This window comes from Streptomyces neyagawaensis (assembly GCF_023516595.1).
Lineage (GTDB): Bacteria > Actinomycetota > Actinomycetes > Streptomycetales > Streptomycetaceae > Streptomyces > Streptomyces neyagawaensis.
Window position 1 is genome coordinate 36,494 of record NZ_JAMGBG010000019.1, and the last position, 20,868, is coordinate 57,361.

At 71.8% G+C, this 20,868-nt stretch carries 20 protein-coding genes; 13 read left to right on the forward strand and 7 right to left on the reverse strand.

Going from position 1 to position 20,868, the window contains the following annotated elements; translation table 11 throughout:
* The first annotated feature begins 80 nt into the window (after positions 1-80).
* The 6 genes from M8J73_RS10270 (at position 81) to M8J73_RS10295 (ending at position 5,223) form a co-directional block, all read left to right on the forward strand.
* The gene (locus M8J73_RS10270; protein WP_055540485.1) at positions 81-1,148 is read left to right on the forward strand and encodes an energy-coupling factor ABC transporter permease; all 1,068 of its coding nucleotides are present in this window, start codon (positions 81-83) and stop codon (positions 1,146-1,148) included.
* 1 nt (position 1,149) lies between these two features.
* Entirely contained in the window at positions 1,150-1,911 is a 762-nt protein-coding gene (gene cbiQ / locus M8J73_RS10275; RefSeq protein ID WP_055540484.1) for a cobalt ECF transporter T component CbiQ, read from the forward strand.
* Positions 1,899-2,678, forward strand: coding sequence for an energy-coupling factor ABC transporter ATP-binding protein (locus tag M8J73_RS10280; RefSeq protein ID WP_055540483.1), 780 nt, complete (start codon positions 1,899-1,901; stop codon positions 2,676-2,678). Before cbiQ ends, M8J73_RS10280 begins: the two co-directional genes overlap by 13 nt.
* Before the next feature lie 14 nt (positions 2,679-2,692).
* Positions 2,693-3,166 (forward strand): MarR family winged helix-turn-helix transcriptional regulator, encoded by a 474-nt coding sequence (locus M8J73_RS10285; protein WP_274757628.1) that lies wholly within the window; start codon positions 2,693-2,695, stop codon positions 3,164-3,166.
* A 293-nt stretch (positions 3,167-3,459) separates the two neighbouring features.
* The gene (locus M8J73_RS10290; protein WP_055540481.1) at positions 3,460-3,942 is read left to right on the forward strand and encodes an organic hydroperoxide resistance protein; all 483 of its coding nucleotides are present in this window, start codon (positions 3,460-3,462) and stop codon (positions 3,940-3,942) included.
* 120 nt (positions 3,943-4,062) lie between these two features.
* Positions 4,063-5,223: a serine hydrolase domain-containing protein gene (locus M8J73_RS10295; protein ID WP_249828505.1), complete on the forward strand. Its 1,161-nt coding sequence runs from the start codon at positions 4,063-4,065 to the stop codon at positions 5,221-5,223.
* A gap of 388 nt (positions 5,224-5,611) precedes the next feature.
* On the opposite strand, the gene M8J73_RS10300 is transcribed toward M8J73_RS10295, so the two are convergent.
* Entirely contained in the window at positions 5,612-5,887 is a 276-nt protein-coding gene (locus tag M8J73_RS10300; protein WP_055540418.1) for a DUF1876 domain-containing protein, read from the reverse strand.
* A gap of 337 nt (positions 5,888-6,224) precedes the next feature.
* Here M8J73_RS10300 and M8J73_RS10305 point away from each other — a divergent pair, with 337 nt between their 5' ends.
* Entirely contained in the window at positions 6,225-6,953 is a 729-nt protein-coding gene (locus M8J73_RS10305) for a hypothetical protein (protein WP_055540417.1), read from the forward strand.
* 169 nt (positions 6,954-7,122) lie between these two features.
* On the opposite strand, the gene M8J73_RS10310 is transcribed toward M8J73_RS10305, so the two are convergent.
* From M8J73_RS10310 to M8J73_RS10320, 3 genes are all read right to left on the reverse strand, one after another.
* Complete coding sequence (locus tag M8J73_RS10310; RefSeq protein WP_055540416.1) at positions 7,123-7,959, reverse strand: SMP-30/gluconolactonase/LRE family protein; 837 nt, start codon at positions 7,957-7,959, stop codon at positions 7,123-7,125.
* Between the two features lie 169 nt (positions 7,960-8,128).
* Positions 8,129-8,872 (reverse strand): EamA family transporter, encoded by a 744-nt coding sequence (locus M8J73_RS10315; protein ID WP_055540415.1) that lies wholly within the window; start codon positions 8,870-8,872, stop codon positions 8,129-8,131.
* Positions 8,869-9,372, reverse strand: coding sequence for a YbaK/EbsC family protein (locus tag M8J73_RS10320; RefSeq protein WP_055540414.1), 504 nt, complete (start codon positions 9,370-9,372; stop codon positions 8,869-8,871). Before M8J73_RS10320 ends, M8J73_RS10315 begins: the two co-directional genes overlap by 4 nt.
* Before the next feature lie 313 nt (positions 9,373-9,685).
* Between M8J73_RS10320 and M8J73_RS10325 the strand changes: the two genes are divergently transcribed.
* The gene (locus M8J73_RS10325) at positions 9,686-10,351 is read left to right on the forward strand and encodes an RBBP9/YdeN family alpha/beta hydrolase (protein ID WP_055542716.1); all 666 of its coding nucleotides are present in this window, start codon (positions 9,686-9,688) and stop codon (positions 10,349-10,351) included.
* A gap of 10 nt (positions 10,352-10,361) precedes the next feature.
* Here the strand turns inward: M8J73_RS10325 and M8J73_RS10330 are convergent, their stop codons facing one another.
* Positions 10,362-11,981, reverse strand: a complete 1,620-nt coding sequence (locus M8J73_RS10330) for a penicillin-binding transpeptidase domain-containing protein (RefSeq protein WP_249828549.1) — start codon at positions 11,979-11,981, stop codon at positions 10,362-10,364.
* Between the two features lie 464 nt (positions 11,982-12,445).
* A complete protein-coding gene (locus M8J73_RS10335; RefSeq protein ID WP_249828506.1) occupies positions 12,446-14,083 on the reverse strand; it encodes a penicillin-binding transpeptidase domain-containing protein in 1,638 nt (545 codons plus the stop codon).
* Positions 14,084-14,358: 275 nt separating this feature from the next.
* Here M8J73_RS10335 and M8J73_RS10340 point away from each other — a divergent pair, with 275 nt between their 5' ends.
* Positions 14,359-14,769 carry a peptidoglycan-binding domain-containing protein gene (locus tag M8J73_RS10340; protein WP_063799180.1) on the forward strand — a complete coding sequence of 137 codons (411 nt, stop codon included), beginning with the start codon at positions 14,359-14,361 and terminating at the stop codon, positions 14,767-14,769.
* A gap of 42 nt (positions 14,770-14,811) precedes the next feature.
* Here M8J73_RS10340 and M8J73_RS10345 read toward each other — a convergent pair whose 3' ends face one another.
* Entirely contained in the window at positions 14,812-16,551 is a 1,740-nt protein-coding gene (locus M8J73_RS10345) for a dolichyl-phosphate-mannose--protein mannosyltransferase (RefSeq protein WP_055538091.1), read from the reverse strand.
* 108 nt (positions 16,552-16,659) lie between these two features.
* On the opposite strand from M8J73_RS10345, the gene rsmI reads away from it, so the two are divergent.
* From rsmI to M8J73_RS10365, 4 genes are all read left to right on the forward strand, one after another.
* Positions 16,660-17,508 (forward strand): 16S rRNA (cytidine(1402)-2'-O)-methyltransferase, encoded by an 849-nt coding sequence (gene rsmI, locus M8J73_RS10350; RefSeq protein ID WP_249828507.1) that lies wholly within the window; start codon positions 16,660-16,662, stop codon positions 17,506-17,508.
* Between the two features lie 364 nt (positions 17,509-17,872).
* Positions 17,873-18,307 (forward strand): hypothetical protein, encoded by a 435-nt coding sequence (locus tag M8J73_RS10355; protein ID WP_055543164.1) that lies wholly within the window; start codon positions 17,873-17,875, stop codon positions 18,305-18,307.
* An 88-nt stretch (positions 18,308-18,395) separates the two neighbouring features.
* Positions 18,396-19,298 carry a TatD family hydrolase gene (locus tag M8J73_RS10360; protein WP_055543163.1) on the forward strand — a complete coding sequence of 301 codons (903 nt, stop codon included), beginning with the start codon at positions 18,396-18,398 and terminating at the stop codon, positions 19,296-19,298.
* Positions 19,299-19,454: 156 nt separating this feature from the next.
* On the forward strand, positions 19,455-20,807 hold the full coding sequence (locus tag M8J73_RS10365) for a resuscitation-promoting factor (RefSeq protein ID WP_055543162.1): 1,353 nt from the start codon (positions 19,455-19,457) through the stop codon (positions 20,805-20,807).
* Positions 20,808-20,868 lie beyond the last annotated feature (61 nt).

A 20,868-nucleotide genomic window follows, 5' to 3' on the forward strand; every position in this document is an offset into this window, starting at 1 on the left:
AAGGCCCTATCATCGTAAGGTTCCAGCCACGCGCAGCCGGATGCGATCGCCACCGGGCGATCCGGAGAGCGAGCCCTCGCATGCATGTCCCCGACGGATTCATCAATGCCCCCGTCTCGGCGGTCGCCGGTGTCGTTGCCGCAGGTGCTGTCGCCGTCAGCCTGCGCGGGGCGCGCCGGGAGCTGGACGAGCGGACGGCGCCGCTCGCCGGACTGGTCGCCGCGTTCATCTTCGCCGTGCAGATGCTGAACTTCCCGGTCGCGGCCGGCACCAGCGGACACCTGCTGGGAGGTGCGCTCGCCGCGATACTCGTGGGCCCCTGTACCGGGGTGCTGTGCGTGTCCGTGGTGCTCCTCATGCAGGGCATCCTCTTCGCCGACGGCGGCCTGACCGCGCTCGGCGTGAACATCACCATCATGGCCGTCGTCACCACCGTCGTGGCGTACGCCGTCTTCCGCGGGCTGGTCAAGGTCCTGCCGAGGAAGCGCCGCTCCGTGACCGTCTCCGCCTTCGTCGCCGCGCTCCTCTCGGTGCCCGCCGCGGCCGTCGCGTTCACCTTCGTCTACGCGATCGGCGGCACCACGGACGTGCCGCTCGGCTCCGTCCTCACCGCCATGGTCGGCGTGCACACCCTCATCGGCATCGGCGAGGCCGCGATCACCGCCGCCACGGTCGGCGCCGTCATCGCCGTACGCCCGGACCTCGTGCACGGCGCCCGCGGGCTGACCGCCCCGCTCAAGCTCCGGGTGAACGGCGAGCTCGTCGACGCCGCCCCCGCCGCCGGTCCCGCGCCCGTGCCGGTGGCCGCCCGGTCGCCCCGCAAGCTCCTCCTCGCCGGGCTCGGCACCTCCCTCCTCCTCGCCGGTGTCGTCAGCTTCTACGCCTCCGCGAACCCGGACGGGCTGGAGAAGGTCGCCGCCGACAAGGGCATCGACGCCAAGGTGGAGGACCACGCGGCCGCCGACTCCCCGCTCGCCGACTACGGCGTGAAGGGCCTCACCGACGCCCGGCTCTCCGGTGGTCTCGCGGGCGTGATCGGCGTCGGCGTCACCGTCGTCGCCGGCACCGGGATCTTCTGGGCCGTGCGCAGGCGCCGGGCCGGCGAGACCGAGACGACCTCCCCGTCCTCCCTGCCCGAGAGCGTCTGACATGGGCGCCGGTCACGCCCACAAGCTCTACCGGCACGCGCACTCGCCGGTGCACGCCCTGCCGCCGCACACCAAACTCGCGGCCGTCTTCGCCTTCGTGGTCGTCGTCGTGTCGACCCCGCGCGAGGCGATGTGGGCGTTCGCGCTGTACGCGGTGCTCCTCGCCACGGTCGCGGGCATCGCCCGGGTGCCCGCCGGGTTCCTGCTGCGGCGGCTGCTGATCGAGGTGCCGTTCGTCGCCTTCGCCCTGCTCATGCCGTTCGTGGCGCAGGGCGAACGGGTCGAGGTGCTCGGCATGTCGCTGAGCGTCGGCGGACTGTGGGGCGCCTGGAACGTCCTCGCCAAGGGCACCCTCGGTGTCGCCGCGTCCGTCCTCCTCGCCGCCACCACCGAACTGCGCGAACTCCTCCTCGGGCTGCAACGCCTCAAGCTGCCGCCGCTGCTCGTCCAGATCGCCTCCTTCATGATCCGCTACGGCGACGTCATCACCGACGAGATGCGCCGGATGCGGATCGCCCGCGAGTCACGCGGTTTCGAGGCGAGCGGCGTACGGCACTGGGGCGTGCTCGCCAAGTCCGCCGGGGCGCTGTTCATCCGCTCCTACGAACGCGGGGAACGCGTCCACCTCGCCATGATCAGCCGGGGGTACGCCGGCACCATGCCCGTGATCGACGAGGTGACCGCCTCGCGGGCGCAGTGGTCGTACGCCTCCGCCCTCCCGTTCGCCGCGCTCGTCGTCTGTCTGCTGGGATGGACCCTGTGACCGTGTCCAAGGAATCCGCACACCCCTCCCTCGAAGTCGCCGGGCTCGCCTTCGCCTACCCCGACGGCCACCAGGCCCTCTTCGGCGTCGACTTCACCATCGGCCGGGGCGAACGGGTCGCGCTGCTCGGGCCGAACGGCGCCGGCAAGACCACCCTCGTCCTGCACCTCAACGGCATCCTCACCGGGGGCGCCGGCACGGTCGCCGTCGCCGGACTGCCGGTCGGCAAGCAGCACATGGCGGAGATCCGGCGGAAGGTCGGCATCGTCTTCCAGGACCCCGACGACCAGCTGTTCATGCCGACCGTGCGGGAGGACGTCGCGTTCGGCCCGGCCGCGGCCGGGATGAAGGGCCCCGAACTGGAGGCCCGCGTCGACCGCGCGCTCGCCCGGGTCGGCATGGCCGAGTTCAAGGACCGGCCGCCGCACCACCTCTCCTTCGGCCAGCGCCGCCGGGTCGCCGTCGCCACCGTGCTCGCCATGGAGCCCGAGATCCTCGTCCTCGACGAACCGTCGTCCAACCTCGACCCCGCCTCCCGCCGCGAACTCGCCGACATCCTGCGCTCCTTGGACGTCACCGTCCTCATGGTCACCCACGACCTGCCGTACGCCCTGGAGCTGTGCCCGCGTTCGCTGGTGCTCAGCGAGGGCGTCATCGCGGCCGACGGACCCACCGGTGAACTCCTCGCGGACGACGAGCTGATGCGGGCCCACCGCCTGGAGTTGCCGTTCGGCTTCGACCCGAGGTCGGTCGCCGCGGGGAGCTGAGGACAATGGGGCGCGTGACGAACCAAGAGGACGCCGCGGGGCCCGGGTCGCTGCTCCTCGACGAGCAGCTGTGCTTCGCGCTGTACGCGGCCCAGCGCGCGGTCACGGCCGCGTACCGCCCGCTGCTCGACGAACTCGGCCTCACCTACCCGCAGTACCTGGTCATGCTCTGCCTGTGGGAGCGACGTGAGACCACGGTCAAGGAGCTGGCCGGCGCCCTGCGGCTGGACTACGGCACGGTCTCGCCGCTGCTGAAGCGGCTGGAGTCGGCGGGCCTGCTGAGCCGACGCCGCTCCGCGCGCGACGAGCGCTCGGTCCGGATCACGCTCACCGGGCCCGGCGAACAGCTCCGCGACCGGGCGGAGGCCGTCCCGGAGACACTGGCCGCCGCCACGGGCCTGCGGGGCGGCGACGTGGCCCGCCTGCGGGCGGAGCTGTGGGAGCTGGCGGCACGGGCGGAGCGGTCGACGCGGAAGACGGCCACCTGACGGGCACGGTCGACGCGCAAGACGGCCGCCTCACGGGGACGGTCCACACCCAAGACGGCCACCTGACGGGGACGGTCCACACCCAAGACGGCCACCTGACGGGGACGGTCCACACCCAAGACGGCCACCTGACGGGGACGGATGCGGCCCCGCAACACCGCTCACCGCGCCCCTGTCTCCGGGGCCACTCGTTGTTACCGCCGGTTACTACCCCCTGGTAACCACTCCCACCTACCAGCCGGTACCTTGTGCACGATGTACTTGTGCGCGCTTTTCCTGGGGGAGGCTCATTCATGACTGACGGCGCCGCTGTCGAGACCCGCTCCGACACTCCTCCGGAGGCCCGTCCGGACACCCGTCCGGCGAAGATCATGTACGTGGCCGAGGCCACCGCGCACGGTGGCCGGGACGGCTACATCAGCAGCCAGGACGGCTACATCGACCTGAAGGTCGCCATGCCCCCCGAGCTGGGTGGCGACGGCAACGGCACCAACCCCGAGCAGCTGTTCGCGGCCGGTTACAGCTCCTGCTTCCACAACGCGCTGGTCCTCGTCGGCCGCCGCGAGGGCTACGACCTCACCGGCTCCACGGTCGCCGCGAAGGTGGGCATCGGCCCCAACAAGCAGCGCGGCTACGGCCTCGCCGTCGCCCTCAGCGTCTCCCTGCCCGTCCTCGACCAGGACATCGCGGCGAAGCTCGTGGACGCGGCCCACCAGGTCTGCCCCTACTCCAACGCCACCCGCGGCAACATCGACGTGACGATCGTGCTGGGCTGAGGCCCCACGGGGCATGGGGGAAGTCCGGCGCTGCACCCCGAGCCCCGGCCGGAGGAATCCCCCGCCGTGCGTGTACGTTGCACCCGTCGTCGTGGCGAGTGAACGGAACGGAGCGCCGGCGTGGATGTGAACGGCACGGTCGCCGAGGGCTTCGAGCCGGTGCGGGAGGCGTTCCTCCGCAACTTCGAGGCGTTCGGCGAGAAGGGCGCGGCGGTCGTCGTCTACCGGCACGGCCGCAAGGTCGTCGACCTGTGGGCCGGCACCCGCGACGTGGACGGCGACGAGCCTTGGCAGCCGGGCACCGCCCAGATCCTGCGCTCCGCCACCAAGGGCGTCGCCGCCGCCGCGCTGCTGATGCTGGCCGAGCGCGGCGAGCTGGACCTGGACGCCCCGGTGGGCCGCTACTGGCCCGAGTTCAAGGCGCACGGCAAGGACGGCGTCCTCGTACGGCACGTCCTCAACCACCGGGCGGGCCTGCCCGTCCTCGACCACCCCCTCACCCCCGCCGAGGCGTTGGACCCCCGCCGCGGCCCCGACGCCGTCGCCGCGCAGGCCCCCGCCTGGGAGCCCGGCACCGCGCACGGCTACCACCCCCTGACGTACGGCTGGCTCCTCGACGAGCTGGTCCGGCGTGTGACGGGCCGGGGCGCCGGTGAGTGGATCGCGTCGGAGATCGCGGCGCCCCTCGGGCTCGACCTCTGGCTCGGTCTGCCCGACTCGGTGGCGGCCGAGGGCCGGGTGGGCCGCGCCGGGCGGCTGCCGTCGGCACCCGAACCCACCGGGGGACTGCGCGTGCGCGCGAAGCGGTCGGTCACCGCCGCCTACGACGACCCCGACTCCCTCACCCGGCGCGCTTTCGCCGCGATCACCCCGTTCCCCGACCAGAACGACCCCGCGTACCGCGCGACGGCGCTGCCCGCCACCAACGGCATCGCCACGGCGGACGCCCTGGCCCGCTTCTACGCCGCGCTGATCGGCGAGATCGACGGCGTACGGCTGCTCGCCCCGGCCACGATGGAGGCGGCCCGCGGGGAGGAGTCGGCCGGCCCCGACCGCACCCTCGTCATCAACACCCGCTTCGGCCTCGGCTACATGCTGCACGGCACCGCGTCCCCGCTCCTCGGCCCCGGCTCCTTCGGCCACCCCGGCCGGGGCGGCCCCCTCGGCTTCGCCGACCCGGACACGGCCACGGCGTTCGCCTACGTCACCAACGGCTACCGCAAAACGGTCACAGCGGACCCGAGGGCCCAGTCTCTGGTAAAGGCGCTTCGCGCCCTTTAGGGGCGCGGGGCGGTGACACATGCGGCTCCGCCGCGTGGGCGCGACCAGTCCCCACCCACCCGCAGCCGCCAACGAGAGCGCGCCCCGACCCATAAGGCGCCCCGCCCCACCCCAGCGGAGCGAAGACGCGGCCGCCCGGACACCGAAGACGCCCCAGAACTCCCCCGCAGAATGCCCTGGCGCGCTCCGATGAACCGGACGGCCGCCCTCCGTGAGCGGCGATCCCAGCATGCGCGACACGGCTCGCGCTGTCGTTCGCACCCAGTCCACAGTCGCTTGGCACCCCGTCCACGGCCGACCGCCCGACGGCCCCACCGACACGGCGGACGGCTGCCCACGGCCGCGCGGGGCCGCGGGCAGCCGCCCGGTCACCCGGACATGTCGCAGCTCAGAGGGCTATCGGGTGGGACGTCCTGCCCGTCGCCTCGTCTATCTCGTCGTGCGCCTTGGTGAGCAGTTTCATGGCCAGCTCGTTGAGGGCCCGGGCGCCCGCTATCTCCTCGCCGACCCGTGGCTGATTGGAGTCGGTGTGGTGGCGGCTCGCGTACCCGTTGGCCCGGACCTCTTTGCCGTCGGGCAGCCGTACGAGCGCCGCCGCCCGTGTCTTCTGTTCGTCCTCCTGGAACTCCAGCTCGATGTGCCATCCCACAGCGGTGTGCATCATGACGATCACCTCCGGAAACCCGCTGTTTCCAGAGTGCTCCTCCGGGCCCGCCGACGCACGGTCTGGCCGAGCCGCGGCCTCCGCGGCCCCCGCCCACCCGGTCGCCGACAGCCTGCGCTCGCTCAGGGCGCGGCTGAGGGTGACGGGTGATGAGCCCCGACCTGCGCCGGAGGCCGGTGAGCCGACGATCTCTGCTCATAGGTCGCTGGGGCCAGGTCGGGCGAGCGTGCCGGGCCTGCTTCAGGGGGCGTGGATGGCTGCCGGGCGGGTGGCCAGACCTGCCAAGATGCGGAGCGGTTCGTTTCGGTAGCCTGCCGCCCTACACCTCAGGGGGACCATGCGTACGAAGACGATCACCGCTGCGCTGTGCCTGTTGGGTTCTGTTGCGGTCGGATGCGCCGACGTCGGTGACGCGGCTGACGCTGTGGCTGACACGCGCTCCGCCGACCAGTTGCTCCGCGAGTCCGACCGCACCATGAAGGCTCTCACCTCGGTGACCATCGTCAGGCATGTCACCTCGGCCACCACCGGTAACCGATCCACCGGCAGCTTGACGACTGATCTCAAGGGCAGATGCACCTTCAAGTCGACCGCGTCCTATGGCTCCGGGAGGGCCAGGATGGAGCAGATCCGGATCGGCGAGACGGACTACATCCATCCCAACGACATGTACCTCGAGATGTGGGGACGGAAGACGGTCCCCGCGATGCGGCACAAACCCTGGCTGAAGAGCCCGGTGAGCGAGGCCAGGGGAGCGGACGGCCTGGCCGACTGCGCATGGCAGTTCCTGTCCTCGTCGTTGGGCAGGGCGACCCGGGGAACCTTGACCGAGCTCGACGGCGAGCCGGTCATCCCCGTAAAGGTGGCGGACGACGAAACCGAAGAGGGCGTCCACACCTTCTATGTGGCTGCCGAGGGCAAGCCGTACCTGCTGAGGGTCGACTACAAGGACCCTTACTTCCGCCGCGTCACGAAGTACAGCGGCTTCAACGACCGAATGGACATTCAGCCCCCACTGCCGGCCGATGTCCTGGATCTGAGCACTCTGCCGCAGGGGGACTCGTAGCGGGGCAGCCGGGCGCGGTGATCAGGTATTCGACCAGTTCAGGTGGGTGTCATTGCTGCATCAGCAGGGCTTGATCGAGCTCCCCTGGGCGCACGCGATGCGGTTGCCCGCCCGCAGGCCGGACATGGAAGGCGGTCAATACCGGCGCCGGATGCCGGGCTTGGCTGGGTCAGGGTTTCCCGGCACCCGGTGCTGGGGCCGGAAACGCCACGACCCGCCCGCTGGGGTGCCGCGACTCGGGTCCGCCCCAGGCCTGGCCGACGACGAACAGGCGGGGGTCGTCCCCCCGGCTGAGCGCGCAGGCGAAGGCGCCGCGATCGAAGTCGACCGTAGCGAGCACCTCACCGCCCTCACGCAGACGAACGCAGTGTTGGTTGCCGACGTCGGCGTACCAGACGGCGCCCTCGGCATCCACGCAGATCCCGTCCGGGTGGTCGCCGGGTGTCTCCGCCCAGACACGGCGGTTACCCAGGCCACCGTGGCTGCCGATGTCGTAGGCGGTGAGCCGGTTCGCGTACGACTCAGCGACGATCAGCGTGCCACCGTCCGGGCTGATCGCCATGCCGTTGGGGAACGCGAGGTCGTCGGCGACTTGACTGACTTTGCCTTCCGGCGTGACGAGCACGATCAACCCCAGCGCGAACTCACCGTCGGGGAAGTCGAAACCGATGGTGTTGACATAGGCATTGCCCTGGTCGTCGACCACGATGTCGTTCCACGGCTTCTCCGAGACCTTGGAAAGGTCGGCATGCTGGACGAGTGATCCGTCGGGTTCATGGCGCAGCAGCCGTCGTTGTGCCGAGTCCACGATGAGCAGTCGCCCGTCAGGGAGGATGTCGATGCACATCGGGAATGACGGGACGGTTACGACCACCTCGTGGCGGCCGTCGACGTCAAGCGCGATCACCTGGTTCGCGCCCCAGTCGGAGAACCAGAGTTGTTCGTTGTGCCAGCGCGGTGACTCGCCGAATACGACGCCTTCCAGCAGGACTTCGGGTGCACCCATCACGCCTCTCCTCTCACTTCGTACAGGGATGGACCTGCGCATGGACCAGAACTCATCGCGGTCCGCATCCCAATGCTGAGCCAGGGCTGATGCGTCTTGGACCGCGAGATGAAGCAGGTCGAGCGCGTGCTCGGGGTCCAGCCCTCTGACCAGCGCAGTTATTGCTGCATCAGCAAGGCTTGACCGACGACTCCCGCAGCGCCGCGATCGGCGCCAGCTCCGCCTTCGTCTGGGCCCACAGGACCAGGCCGTATGCCACCACGGACAGCGCGGCGCCGAGCAGGCCCACGGCGGCGACCGGGCGCAGCAACGCCACCGTCTCGCCGCGCCAGCGGTACACCGCGTACGCGGGGACGGCCAGCCCTTCCAGCGCCATCAGCCAGGCGATGTAGCTCATGGGCGACCCGGCGGCGCGTACACCGAGGCCGTCGACGACCGTGTACGACGCGATCGACAGGCCCGTGGCGAGCGCCGCGCCGATCGCGGCCCAGCGCGGCCGGGCCCCGCGCAGGCCCCACAGGGCGACCCCGGTCAGCCCGGCGCAGCTCAGCAGGATGCCGGCCGCGGCCCAGCCGTCCGGCACCTCGTGGGTGAAGACGGCGGCGAGAACGGTGACGACGAGGGGCGCGGAGCCGCGGGCGATGGGGTACGCCTGGCCGAAGTCGCCCAGCCGGAAGGACGTCATCAGCAGCACGTAGTAGAAGAGGTGAAGGATCGTCGAGGCGGTGAGGTAGGGCCAGGCGGCGGGCTCGGGCACGGGCACGAACGGCACGGCCGCGAAGCCGATGAGGGCGCCGCCGCCGGATATCAGCGTGAAGCCGACGAGCTTGTCCGTGATGTTGTGGGCTATCGCGTTCCAACTGGCGTGGGTGACCGCGGCGAGCAGCACCGCCGCGGTGACCAGCGGCGTCACGCGCTCTGCTCGCGGACGTCCACCGGGGTGGCGCCCGCCTGCGCGATGAGCGCGTCGGGGGCCATCGGGAAGACGGTGTACGGGGTGCCGGCCGCCGCCCACACGACGGCGTGGTCGAGCAGCGAACGGTCCGCGAGGACCCGGGTCCTGGTCCGGTGCCCGAACGGGGGGACGCCGCCGATCGCGTAGCCCGTCGTCTCCCGGACGACGTCCGCCTTGGCGCGGGTGACCTTCTCGGCGCCGAGTTCGCGCCGTACGAGTTCCACGTCGACCCGTGACGCGCCGTCCATCAGGACGACCACGGGGACGCCGTCGGCGGCGAAGACGAGGGACTTGCAGATCTCGCTCAACTCGCACCCGATCGCGGCGGCGGCCTCGGCGGCGGTCCGGGTCGCGTCCGGGAACCGCCTGATCCGGGTGCGCAGTTCGGTGAGGCCGAGGGTGTCGAGCGCCTCGGCGAAACGGGGGTGGGCGCCGGTGTCCTGTGAGTCGGTGGTCATGGCGGGCACCGTAGCGCTACCCGGTCGTGGCCGGGCGCCTAATAGCTCGGGGGTGCGTGTGGTTTCGGCGGGTGCGGGTGCGTCGTGGTTCTCGCGCAGTTCCCCGCGCCCCTGAAAAGCGACCGGGGCTGCGCCCCGCGCTTTTCAGGATGAAGGGCGGGCCGCAGGCCCGTTCCTTCAGGGGCGCGGGGCGGTGACACATGCGGCTGCGCCGCGTGGGCGCGAACAACCCCCACTCACCCGCAGCCGAAATCCCGTCCGGACACAGAGACGGCACTGGACCGGAGTGATCCGGTTCCCCGACGATCGGGGTATGACAGAGACTCCGCCGACATCGACCCACACCCCCCGCGCCTTCCTCGTGCTGCACGGCTGGCAGAACCACCGGCCGGCCGGGCACTGGCAGTACTGGCTGGCCGACCGGCTCGCCGACCTGGGGCACGAGGTGGTGTACCCGCAACTTCCGGAGGCGGACGATCCGGATCTGGAGCGGTGGCTGGCGGAGCTGGACGCGCTGCTCGGGGAGTTGGCGGGCAGACGGGTCACCGTGGTGTGCCACAGCCTCGCCTGTCTGCTGTGGCTGCACGCCGTGGCCCGCGACGACGTCCTGTCCGGGCCGGTCGAGCGGGTCGTCCTCGTCGCGCCGCCGTCCGCGGAGGTCGCCCTGGAGAACCCGGAGATCGCCGAGTTCGCCCCGCCGCCGCTGAAGCCGGAGCGGGTCGCGGCGGCCGCCGCGTTCACCCGCGTCGTCGGCACCGACAACGACCCGTACTGCCCGCAGGGCGCGGCCACCGCGTACGCCGAACCGCTGGGCTTGCCCGTCGACGTACTGCCGGGCGAGGCCCACCTCAACCCCGACTCGGGCTACGGGCCCTGGCCGTCGATGCTCGACTGGTGCCTCGCGGCCTCCTCCGACGGGTACGAGGAGAGGGCGGTCCAGGACCGTTCCGCGCAGCGGGCGGACGCGCCCGGGACCTGAACCGCCGCGCTCAGCGGCTGCCCGCCTTGAGGAGCGCCGCCACGATCGGGCCCGCGGACTCGCTCCCGTGGCCGCCCTCCTGGACGACGCCGGCGGAGGCCAGGTCGCCCTTCCATGCGGTGAACCAGCCGTTGGGCTCCTTCTGGCCGTCGACCTCCGCCGAGCCGGTCTTCGCGCCGAAGTCGGGGCCGAGGCCCGCCATCGCCTCGGCCGCCGTACCCGCCGCGGCGGTGTACTGAAGGAGTTCGCGCAGCTGCGAGCGGACGGTCCCCGACATGGGCCGGGAGGCGGTCGCGAGGGTGCGGCCGTCGACGGACGGGGCGACCAGGTAGGGCTGCTTGAAGACGCCCGTCTTGGCCGTCGACACCACGGACGCCATGTTCAGCGGGTTCATCCGCACCCCGCCCTGCCCGATCAGGGAGGCGGCCATCGGGGCGGCGCTCTGCACCGGCACCGCGCCGTCGAAGGTCGGCACGCCGATCGCCCAGTTGTTCATGCCGAGGCCGAAGACCTGCTGGGCCTCCAGGGTCAGCGAGTTGTCGTCGAGCTTCTTCGCCTGCGAGATGAAGGCGGTGTTGCAGGAGCGGGCGAAGCTCGCCTTGAACGTCCCCCCGTTGATCTTGAACTTGTCGTCGTTCTGGAACTTCCAGCCGCCGTACGACGAGTACTTCGGGCACGGGTGGACCTTGTTCGCCGAGGCCAGGCCCTTGTCGATGAGGAGCGCGGACGACACGATCTTCATGGTGGAGCCGGGGGCGAGGGAGCCCTGGAAGGCCACGTTGAAGCCGTGGCCCGAGTTGGCGACGGCCAGGATCTCGCCGGTCGACGGGCGCATCACGACCACCGACGCCCGCTTCCTGGTGTTCACCTGCTGCTCCGCGGCGGCCTGGAGGGACGGGCTGAGGGTCGTCCTCACCTCGCCGGGCGTGCCCTCGCTCAGCTCCAGCAGCGTCTTGTCGGCGTTCTTCTGCTTGCCCTTCTCGGCCTTCGCGCGCACCACGCGCAGTTCGACGCCCGCCTTGCCGCCGGCCTTCTTGCCGTACTTCTCCCGCAGCCCGTCCAGGACCGTGCCCAGCGACGGGTACTTCTTCGCCGTCAGCTCCCCGCCGTCCCGGTCCAGGGCCTTCACCGGGGGCGTCCCCGCCTCACCGGTGACCAGCCGGTCGCCCTCACCGAGCTCAGGGTGGACGACGGACGGCCGCCAGTCGACGACCGGTTCACCGTCCTTCTCGGCCCGCACGACGGTCAGGGACGACGTGTACGACAGCGGCTTGTCCGTGCCCTTGTACGACACCGTGCCCTTGACCGAGAAGGCGACGTCGTCACCCGCGCGCTTGCCGCGGGTGAGGGTGACGTCCTTGACGTGGGCGTCCTTGGCGAAGCCGGTCAGCGCGGTGCGTGCCGCCGCGGAGTCGTCCGTGGCGGCGGCGGCCTTGGCGACGGAACCCTTCTGCCAGGCGGTGAGGAAGGCGGTCGTGGCGGTCCGGACCTCGGCGGCGGACAAGGGGCCGGTCTTCACGGGCTTGGCGTCGCCGGCGGACGAGCGGTCCTCGGCGAACGCGCCGCCGCCGAACACGGAGTACACGGCGAAGGCGCCGCCGCCGAGCGCGACGACCGCCGCGCCGGCCAGGACGGCGGGGCGCCGGGACCTCGCCGGTGACTTCGCCGGGTCCGACGGCACCGGTGCCGGCGCGGGGGCCGGTGCCGTGTGCGCCGAGTCCGGCCGTGCCGGCCTCGCCGACTTCCGATCGTCGACACGCCTTCTCTTACCCACGCTCCCGACCTTCCGCTGCGGTTGCCTCTCGTTGCGCACAACGAGGACCCCCACCCTAGAGCTTCGGGGCCGGGTGCCTCAGGGGTTGGGGGTGACTGTGAGACGGCGGGTGCGGGTGGTGTGTGGTTTCTCGCGCAGTTCCCCGCGCCCCTGAAAAGCGACCGGGGCTGCGCCCCGTGCTTTTCAACGGCGCCACCGGATGAAGGCCGGGCCGCAGGCCCAAGCCTTCAGGGGCGCGGGGAACTGCGCGAACGGCCCCCACCGACCCGCACTCCGCGACGAAACCGCATCCCCCACGGCGCATCCCGAACGCCGCCCCGTCAGCCTCCGGCCCTCAGTACGTCCACCACGATCGGCCCCGCCGCCTCGCCCCCGCGGCCCCCCGCCTCCGCCATCGCCGCCGCGGCGACACCGTTGCGGAAGCCGGTGAACCAACTGTCCGCCACGTCCTGTCCGTCGACCTCCGCGGAGCCGGTCTTCGCGCCGATGTCGCCGGTCAGTCCGGACATGACGCGTGCGGCGGTGCCCTGCGGCGACGTCGCGGTGAGCTTCATCATCTGCTTGAGCTGCGAGGCGGTGGCGGGGTCCAGGCCCCGTGCCGTGGCCAGTTCGCGGTCGTCCAGGTCGGGCGAGACCAGGTACGGCTGGCGGAATTTGCCGGTGATCGCGGTGGCCGTCACCGACGCCATGTTCAGCGGGTTCATCGTGACCTGGCCCTGCCCGATCGCGTTGGCCGCGCGGTCCGGCCCCACGGACTCCGGCACCGTGCCGTCGGTGGAGGTGATGCCCGTCTTCCAGTTGTCCCTGCCGAGGCCGAACCGTTCCCGCGCCTCCTTCGTCAGCGAGGCGTCGTCCATCGGGTCCTCGTCGATCAGCTTGATGAAGGCCGTGTTGCAGGACCGCATGAACGCCTTGGCGAGCGTCGCGCCGGACGACTCGTCGGGCTTCATCCCCGGCAGGTTCTTGAAGGTCTGGCTCTGCCAGGTCGCGGTGTCGGGGCAGGGCGCGGGGCCGTTCATCGTGGCCACGCCGTTGTCGATGAGCGTGGCGGCGGTGAGGATCTTCATGGTGGAGCCGGGCGGCACCTCCCCCTCGAACGCCGCGTTGAAGGCGTCGCCGCGGTGGTTGGCGACGGCCAGCACCTCACCGGTGCCGGTCTTGACGGCGACCACGGACGACTCGGCGTACTTCTCGACGGCCTTCTCGGCGGCTGCCTGCACCTTCGCGCTGATCGTCGTCTTCAGCTCGCCCGCCTTGCCCTCGGCGAGGGTCAGCAGGGGGGTGTCGGCGGCGTTGGTGGCGGTGTGCCGGATCGCCAGCTCGATGCCGGGGGTGCCGCCCGCCTTGTCGCCGTAGCGTTCGCGCAGGGTGTCCAGGATCGGCCCGAGGGAGGGGTACTTCTCCTTCGTCAGGACGGCGCCGTCACGGTCCACGGCCTTGATGGGCGGCGCCCCGGCCTCCCCGGTGTACAGCTCGTCGCCCTTCTTGAGGTCCGGGTGCACGACGGACGGCGCCCAGTCGACCAGGGCCCGCCCGGTGGTCTCGCCCCGCACCACGGTCAGCCGGCTCTTGTACGCGAGCTTCTCGGTCTTCCCCTTGTACGACACCGTCGCCCGGACGGAGAACGGCACGGTCCGGCCGCCCGCCCCGGTCGGCTCGCCCGGCGCGATCCGCACCTCGCCGATCCGCGCGGCGCCGGCGTACTCCCCGAGCAACCTCCCCGCGCCCACCGCGTCGTTGGTGTACGACGACGCCGTCTTCGTGTCGCCCTTCTCCCACGCGGCGAAGAACTTCTCCGTGGTCTCCGCGACCTCGTCGGAACTCGGCGGGCCCGTCCGTCTCTCCGTGCCCGTCCCGTCGTTCAGCGCGTCGAAGAAGTTGTACGCCCCGTACCCGGCGCCCCCCACCAGCACCACGAGCACGCCGCCGACTATGGCGACCTTGGCCCCCTTGCGCATGACCTCTCCCCGTTCGTTCCCCGTGAGCGGTCCGGGCAGCTGACCCGGACCGCTTTGAACATGTTCAGAAATCGCTTGCCGCGCCTCACTGTAAGCGCGTCGGGTGACGAACGGGACGGGTGTTCCCCGAATCGTTAGCCCCGGACGCCTTTCCACATACGCGAACGCCGATCGCGGTGCGGACCGGGGCCGGTCGCCGGGATGCGACTCATGGGGCTGAAGTGCACGGTGGTACTGGGGGTGTTTCCCGGGGGTGGTTCTTGGAGGCGAGAGACATGCGACGCTCGACCACTTGCGTGACCCTGGCCGCCTCGCTGGTCTTCGCGGGAGGCGCGGCCATAGCGGTACCCCAGAGCCCTGATTCCCCGGCGCGCACGACGACGGCGCGCGCGGCGGCACCCGAGAGGCCCGTCACGCACGGGACCGTGGACGTCTGCAACCAGACCATCCAGCGGCCCACCCTGAAGATCGGCTCGTCGGGCAGCGCCGTCCGGCAGGCCCAGTGCTACCTGAACAACTCGATGACGGGACCCAGGCTGGCCGTGGACGGGAACTTCGGACCCGTCACCAGTGCGGCGACGAAGCGGTTCCAGCAGTGCGCCGGCATCGTCGTCGACGGCACCATCGGCGCCCAGACCTGGTCGTTCCTCGTCTTCTGGGCCAACTCGACGGCCAACGTGTGCTGATCGGCCCGTGCCGGCAGGCGCGCCCCGACAGGCCCTGAACACCTAGACCCAGGTATCCAGCCACATCCGTGAACGCCAGCCGTCGATCGGGATGGGCTGCCCGGTGTACAGCGGCCAGAAGTAGATGAAGTTCCAGGTGATGAGGAGCACGAGCACGCCCGCCGCGGCGGCGCCGGCCACACGCCGGCGTTCCGTGGCCGCCGCGGGGCCGAGGACGGCGCCGACGAGCATCGCCACGGCCAGGCACAGGAAGGGCAGGAAGACGACGGCGTAGAAGTAGAAGATCGTGCGTTCCTGGTACAGGAACCAGGGGAGGTACCCGGCGGCGATCCCGCAGGCGATGGCGCCGGCGCGCCAGTCGCGGCGGAACAGCCAGCGCCACAGGACGTAGAGGGTCGCGAAGGCGGCGGCCCACCACAGCAGCGGGGTGCCGATGGCGAGGACCTCGCGGGCGCACTTCTCGACGGTGTCGGTCGGGCAGCCGTCCGTGCCGGGCGGCGGCGACTCGTAGAAGTACGAGACCGGCCGGCCGGCGATGATCCAGCTCCACGGGTTCGACTGGTACGTGTGCGGCGACGACAGGCCCACATGGAACTCGTAGACCGCGTGCTCGTAGTGCCACAGGCTGCGCAGCCAGTCCGGCAGCCAGGCGAACCAGCCGCCCTTGCCCTCGGTCGCCGCCCAGTTGCGGTAGTAGCCGCCGGTGCCGTCGTCCGGGGAGACGATCCAGCCGGTCCACGAGACCAGATAGGTGACGATCACCACCGGGACCGTCGACAGGAACGCCCAGCCCAGGTCGCGCTGGAGCGTTGCGATCAGCGGCTGACGGGCACCGGCGACCTTGCGCGCCGAGTAGTCCCACAGCACCGTCATGATTCCGAAGAACACCAGGAAGTACAGGGCGTTCCACTTGGTGCCGAAGGCCAGGCCGAGGCAGAGCCCCGCCAGCAGCCGGTACGGGCGCAGGCCCAGCCGGGTCGTCTCCGCGACGAGCGGGTGGGGCCGTACGACCCCGTCGCCGTCCCGTGGCAGGGCCGCCGCCAGCCGCGCGCGTGCCTTGTCCCGGTCGATGACCAGACAGCCGAAGGCCGCCAGCACGAAGAACATCAGCACCTGGTCGAGCAGCGCCGTGCGGCTCATCACGAAGTGCAGCCCGTCCACCGCCATCAGCCCGCCCGCCAGGCAGCCCAGGAACGTCGAGCGGAAGATCCGGCGGCCGATCCGGCACAGCATCAGCACCGACAGCGTGCCGAGCACGGCCGTCATGAAGCGCCAGCCGAACGGGTTGAACCCGAACATCAGCTCGCCCAGACCGATGACGTACTTGCCGACGGGCGGGTGCACCACATACGCCGCATCCGTGGGGATCGGCACGTTCCCGTTGTTCTGGAGGATCAGCTCATTGGCGTTCTTGGCCCAGTTGACCTCGTATCCGCGGTGGACGATCGCCCACGCGTCCTTGGCGTAGTAGGTCTCGTCGAATATCACCGCTTTGGGGTTGCCCAGGTGCCAGAACCGCAGCAGCCCCGCGACCAGTGTCACCAGCAGCGGACCGCCCCACGCCGACCAGCGCACAAGGCGCTCGGCGAGACCCTCGCCCACCCCGATCGAGGCCCAGAAACGCGGGCCGGGCCGGGTGTACGGGGGCACGAGCCGGGCGCTCACGTCGCTTCTGCGCGGCGCCGAGTAGCCGAAACGGCGCAGCCGCTGCTGCCACGACGGCCGCTGGTCTTCGGTGGCCTGGTCCTGCCGGGTGTCCGTGGAGGACGCGGTACTGGTCACCGCGCCATCGTAGGGAACGCCGCTGTGGGAGTCCCGTGCGTCGGGGATGTGGCCCCGTCGCCTCCCGCGCTTCGCCCGCCTGCCCGAGCGGCTGGGAGGATGGGGGGTGTGACAGGAACCCTTGTGTTGGCAGGTACTCCCATCGGCGACGTCGCGGACGCCCCGCCCCGGCTGGCCGAGGAGCTGAGCGGTGCGGACGTGGTCGCCGCCGAGGACACCCGGCGGCTGCGCCGGCTCACCCAGGCGCTGGGTGTGCAGCCGAGCGGCCGGATCGTGTCGTACTTCGAGGGCAACGAGGCGGCGCGCACCCCGGAACTGGTCGAGGCGCTGGCCGGGGGCGCGCGGGTACTGCTCGTCACGGACGCGGGGATGCCGTCGGTCTCCGACCCCGGGTACCGGCTGGTCGCGGCGGCTGTCGAGAAGGACATCCGGGTCACCGCCGTCCCCGGCCCCTCCGCCGTGCTCACCGCACTGGCCCTGTCCGGTCTGCCCGTCGACCGTTTCTGCTTCGAGGGCTTCCTGCCGCGCAAGGCGGGCGAGCGGCTCGGCCGGCTCCGCGAGGTCGCCGACGAGCGCCGCACCCTCGTCTACTTCGAGGCCCCCCACCGCCTCGACGCGACGCTCACCGCGATGGCCGAGGTCTTCGGCGCGGGGCGCCGTGCCGCGGTCTGCCGCGAGTTGACCAAGACGTACGAGGAGATCAAGCGGGGCCCCCTCGGAGAGCTGGCCGCCTGGGCGGCGGAGGGGGTGCGCGGCGAGATCACGGTCGTGGTCGAGGGCGCGCCGGAGAAGGGCCCGGAGGAACTGGACGCGGCCGAGCTGGTCCGACGGGTGCGGGTGCGGGAGGAGGCGGGGGAGCGGCGCAAGGAGGCGATCGCCGCGGTGGCGGTGGAGGCGGGGGTGCCGAAGCGGGAGGTGTTCGACGCGGTCGTTGCCGCAAAGCGGGGGGCGCCGTAGGGGTGCGGGTTCGTTGCCGGGTGCGGGTGGTTCGTGGTTGCTCGAGCAGTTCCCCGCGCCCCTGAAGGGAACGGGCCTGCGGCCCGCCCTTCATCCTGAAAAGCACGGGGCGCAGCCCCGGTCGCTTTTCAGGGGCGCGGGGAACTGCGCGATCAGCCCCCACCCACCCGCACTCCGAGGGACCGCTCCCATGCCCCGGTAAAGCCATGCAAAGCGCGGGTCTCGGACGGGGGGTCTTCCCACAAAGGGAGGCCAAATCGGCTTCAACAGACGGCAGGTCGGGTGCATTCGGCCCCGCCCCGGGCGTCCACTGGTCGTGAGGGCATACAAGGTCCTCACGGTCCAGCGGACAAAAGGAGCTGGCATGACCGAGATCGCAGAGCGGGCCGTACTACGGAGCACCGCCACCGCTGTCGTTCACGAGTCGTATTCGTTCGCCTGCATGCGCTGCGGGCACGGCTGGGAGCAGTCGTACGAGATAGAGCACCACAACGACGCCCAGGGGCACGACTTCGTGATGTACGTGGCCGACGGTCATGTCGTGCCGTCGCCGCTGTCGCGGCCCACCTGCCAGAACTGCGACGGTCATGTCGTACGGATCATGCGCGCCGGCCAGGTCTCCTCGGTGCGGGACGCCGAGCGGCGCCGGACCGTGCCGAAGCCCCGCCCGGTCGAGACCCCGTCCGACGAGACGGAGGCCGGGCGGACCGAGGCACCGTCGGGTGAGAAGCCGGCCACCGGACACCACCACTGGCACCTCTCCGACCTCCTGCACCCCTTCCACCGCAAGGCGAGCTGACCCCCGGCGAGCCTGCGCAAGGCGAGCCGTCCTCCCCCCGGCGAGCCTTGAGGGCATGCCCCGATCCGGCGATTCGTAGGATCGGGGCATGCCTTCGAACGACTCCGGCACCGCCTCCGCCAAGCAGGACAAGAACGCCGCGCCCCCGCTGCCCGCACCCCTCCAGGTGCTCGTCGCGGACTCGCACACCCATCTGGACATGCAGTCCGGCACCGTCGAGGAGGGCCTCGCGAAGGCCGCCTCCGTGGGGGTGACGACGGTCGTGCAGGTCGGCTGCGACATCAAGGGGTCGCGGTGGGCCGCCGAGACGGCCGCCCGGTACGACGCCGTCCACGCCACCGTCGCCCTCCACCCCAACGAGGCCCCGCGCATCGTGCACGGCGACCCCGACGGCTGGTCCCGGCAGGGGGCGCGCGCCGCCGGCGGTGACGCCGCCCTCGACGAGGCGCTCGCCGAGATCGACCGGCTGGCCGCGCTGCCGCAGGTCAAGGGCGTCGGCGAGACGGGGCTCGACTACTTCCGGACCGGCCCGGAGGGCAAGGCCGCCCAGGAGCGGTCGTTCCGCGCGCACATCGAGATCGCCAAGCGGCACGGCAAGGCCCTGGTCATCCACGACCGCGACGCCCACGAGGACGTGCTGCGCGTCCTGAAGGAGGAGGGCGCGCCCGAGCGGACCGTCTTCCACTGCTACTCCGGCGACGCCGCCATGGCCGCGATCTGCGCCGAGCACGGCTACTTCATGTCCTTCGCCGGGAACATGACCTTCAAGAACGCGCAGCCGCTGCGCGACGCCCTCGCCGTCGCCCCCCTCGAACTCGTCCTCGTGGAGACCGACGCGCCGTTCCTGACGCCCGCGCCGTACCGCGGACGGCCCAACGCGCCGTATCTCATTCCGGTCACGGTCCGGGCGATGGCCGCGGTGCGCGGCATCGACGAGGACGCCCTGGCGACGGCGATCGCGGCGAACACGGCGAGGGCGTTCGATTACTGACGGATCACGCCCCGTCGGCCGTACGGGGGACGCGAAAAGATGATGAGCGCCCCCGTGTCGCGACACTGTGTGACCGCGTTGCTTGGGAGGGTGACCGCCGTCCGCTAGGTTCACGTCGCCCGACCCGGACCCGGATCGCCTCTGGAGCGTGTCGTCGTGAGCAACGTGAAGTCCTCACCGCCGTCGCCGTACGAGACCTACGACACCCACCGGACGTACGACACCCCCGAGCCGCCGCGCCCGCGCCCGCAGCCGCACGACGCCGAGACCCGGCCGTACGGCGTCCACGGGGACACGGGCGTCCCGGGGGACACCTACCGCCCCGCCTACGAGGCCGGAGCGGACACCGAGGCGGGCAGCCCGGCGGGGCCCGGCGGCTCCCGGCAGGCGGTGCGGCGCAGACGGGCCGCGGACCGGCCGGGCTCGCTGCGGCGGCTGGTGCCGCAGGCCCTGGTGGTGGCGTTCCTCGCCGGCGGGACCTCCGCGTTCGTGGCGAAGGACAAGGCGATCGAGCTGACCGTCGACGGCAAGCCGCGCACCCTGCACACCTTCGCCGACGACGTCGCCGAACTCCTCGCCGACGAGGGCGTCGCCTTCGGTACGCACGACGTCGTCGCCCCCGCCCCCGGCACCGCCCTGACCAGCGGCGACGAGGTCGCCGTGCTCTACGGCCGGCCCGTCCGCCTCACCCTCGACGGCCACCGGCGCGAGGTGTGGACGACCGCCCGCACGGTCGACGGGGCGCTCCAGCAGCTCGGGGTGCGCGCGGAGGGCGCGTACGTCTCCACCTCGCGCTCCCAGCGGATCGGGCGCGCGGGCCTGGAACTGGACGTGCGCACCGAGCGGACCGTCACCGTCATGGCGGACGGGCGGACGCGGACGGTCCGCACCAACGCGGCGACGGTCGGGGAGGCCGTGGCGGAGGCCGGGGTCACCCTGCGCGAACAGGACACCACCTCCGTCCCGCCGACGAGCTTCCCCCGCGACGGGCAGACGGTCACCGTGCTGCGGGTGACCGGCTCGACGGAGGTGCGGGAGGAGCCGATCCCGTTCCGGGTGCACCGCACCGAGAACCCCTCGCTCTTCCAGGGCACCGAGGTCGTCGAGCGGGCCGGCCGGCCGGGGACCCGGCGTGTCACGTACGCGCTCCGCACGGTCAACGGGGTCGCCCAGCGGCCCCGGCTGATGCGGACCGAGGTGGTGCGGGAGCCGCAGGACCGGATCGTGAAGGTGGGGACGAAGCGGCTGCCGACGTCCGTGGCCGGGGCGGACGGGCTGAACTGGGCGGCTCTGGCAGCGTGCGAGTCGGGAGGCCGGCCGAACGCGGTGGACCCGTCCGGCACGTACGGGGGGCTCTACCAGTTCGACACGCACACCTGGCAGAGCCTCGGGGGCCGGGGCCGCCCCCAGGACGCGTCGGCAGCGGAACAGACGATGCGGGCGAAGAAGCTGTACGCGCAGCGGGGGGCGAGCCCGTGGCCCCACTGCGGGGCGCGGCTTCGGGGATGAGCGGTGCGCGCCTTCGGGATGAGCGGGGCGCCTGGTAGCTCGGGGGTGCGTGTTCGTTGGC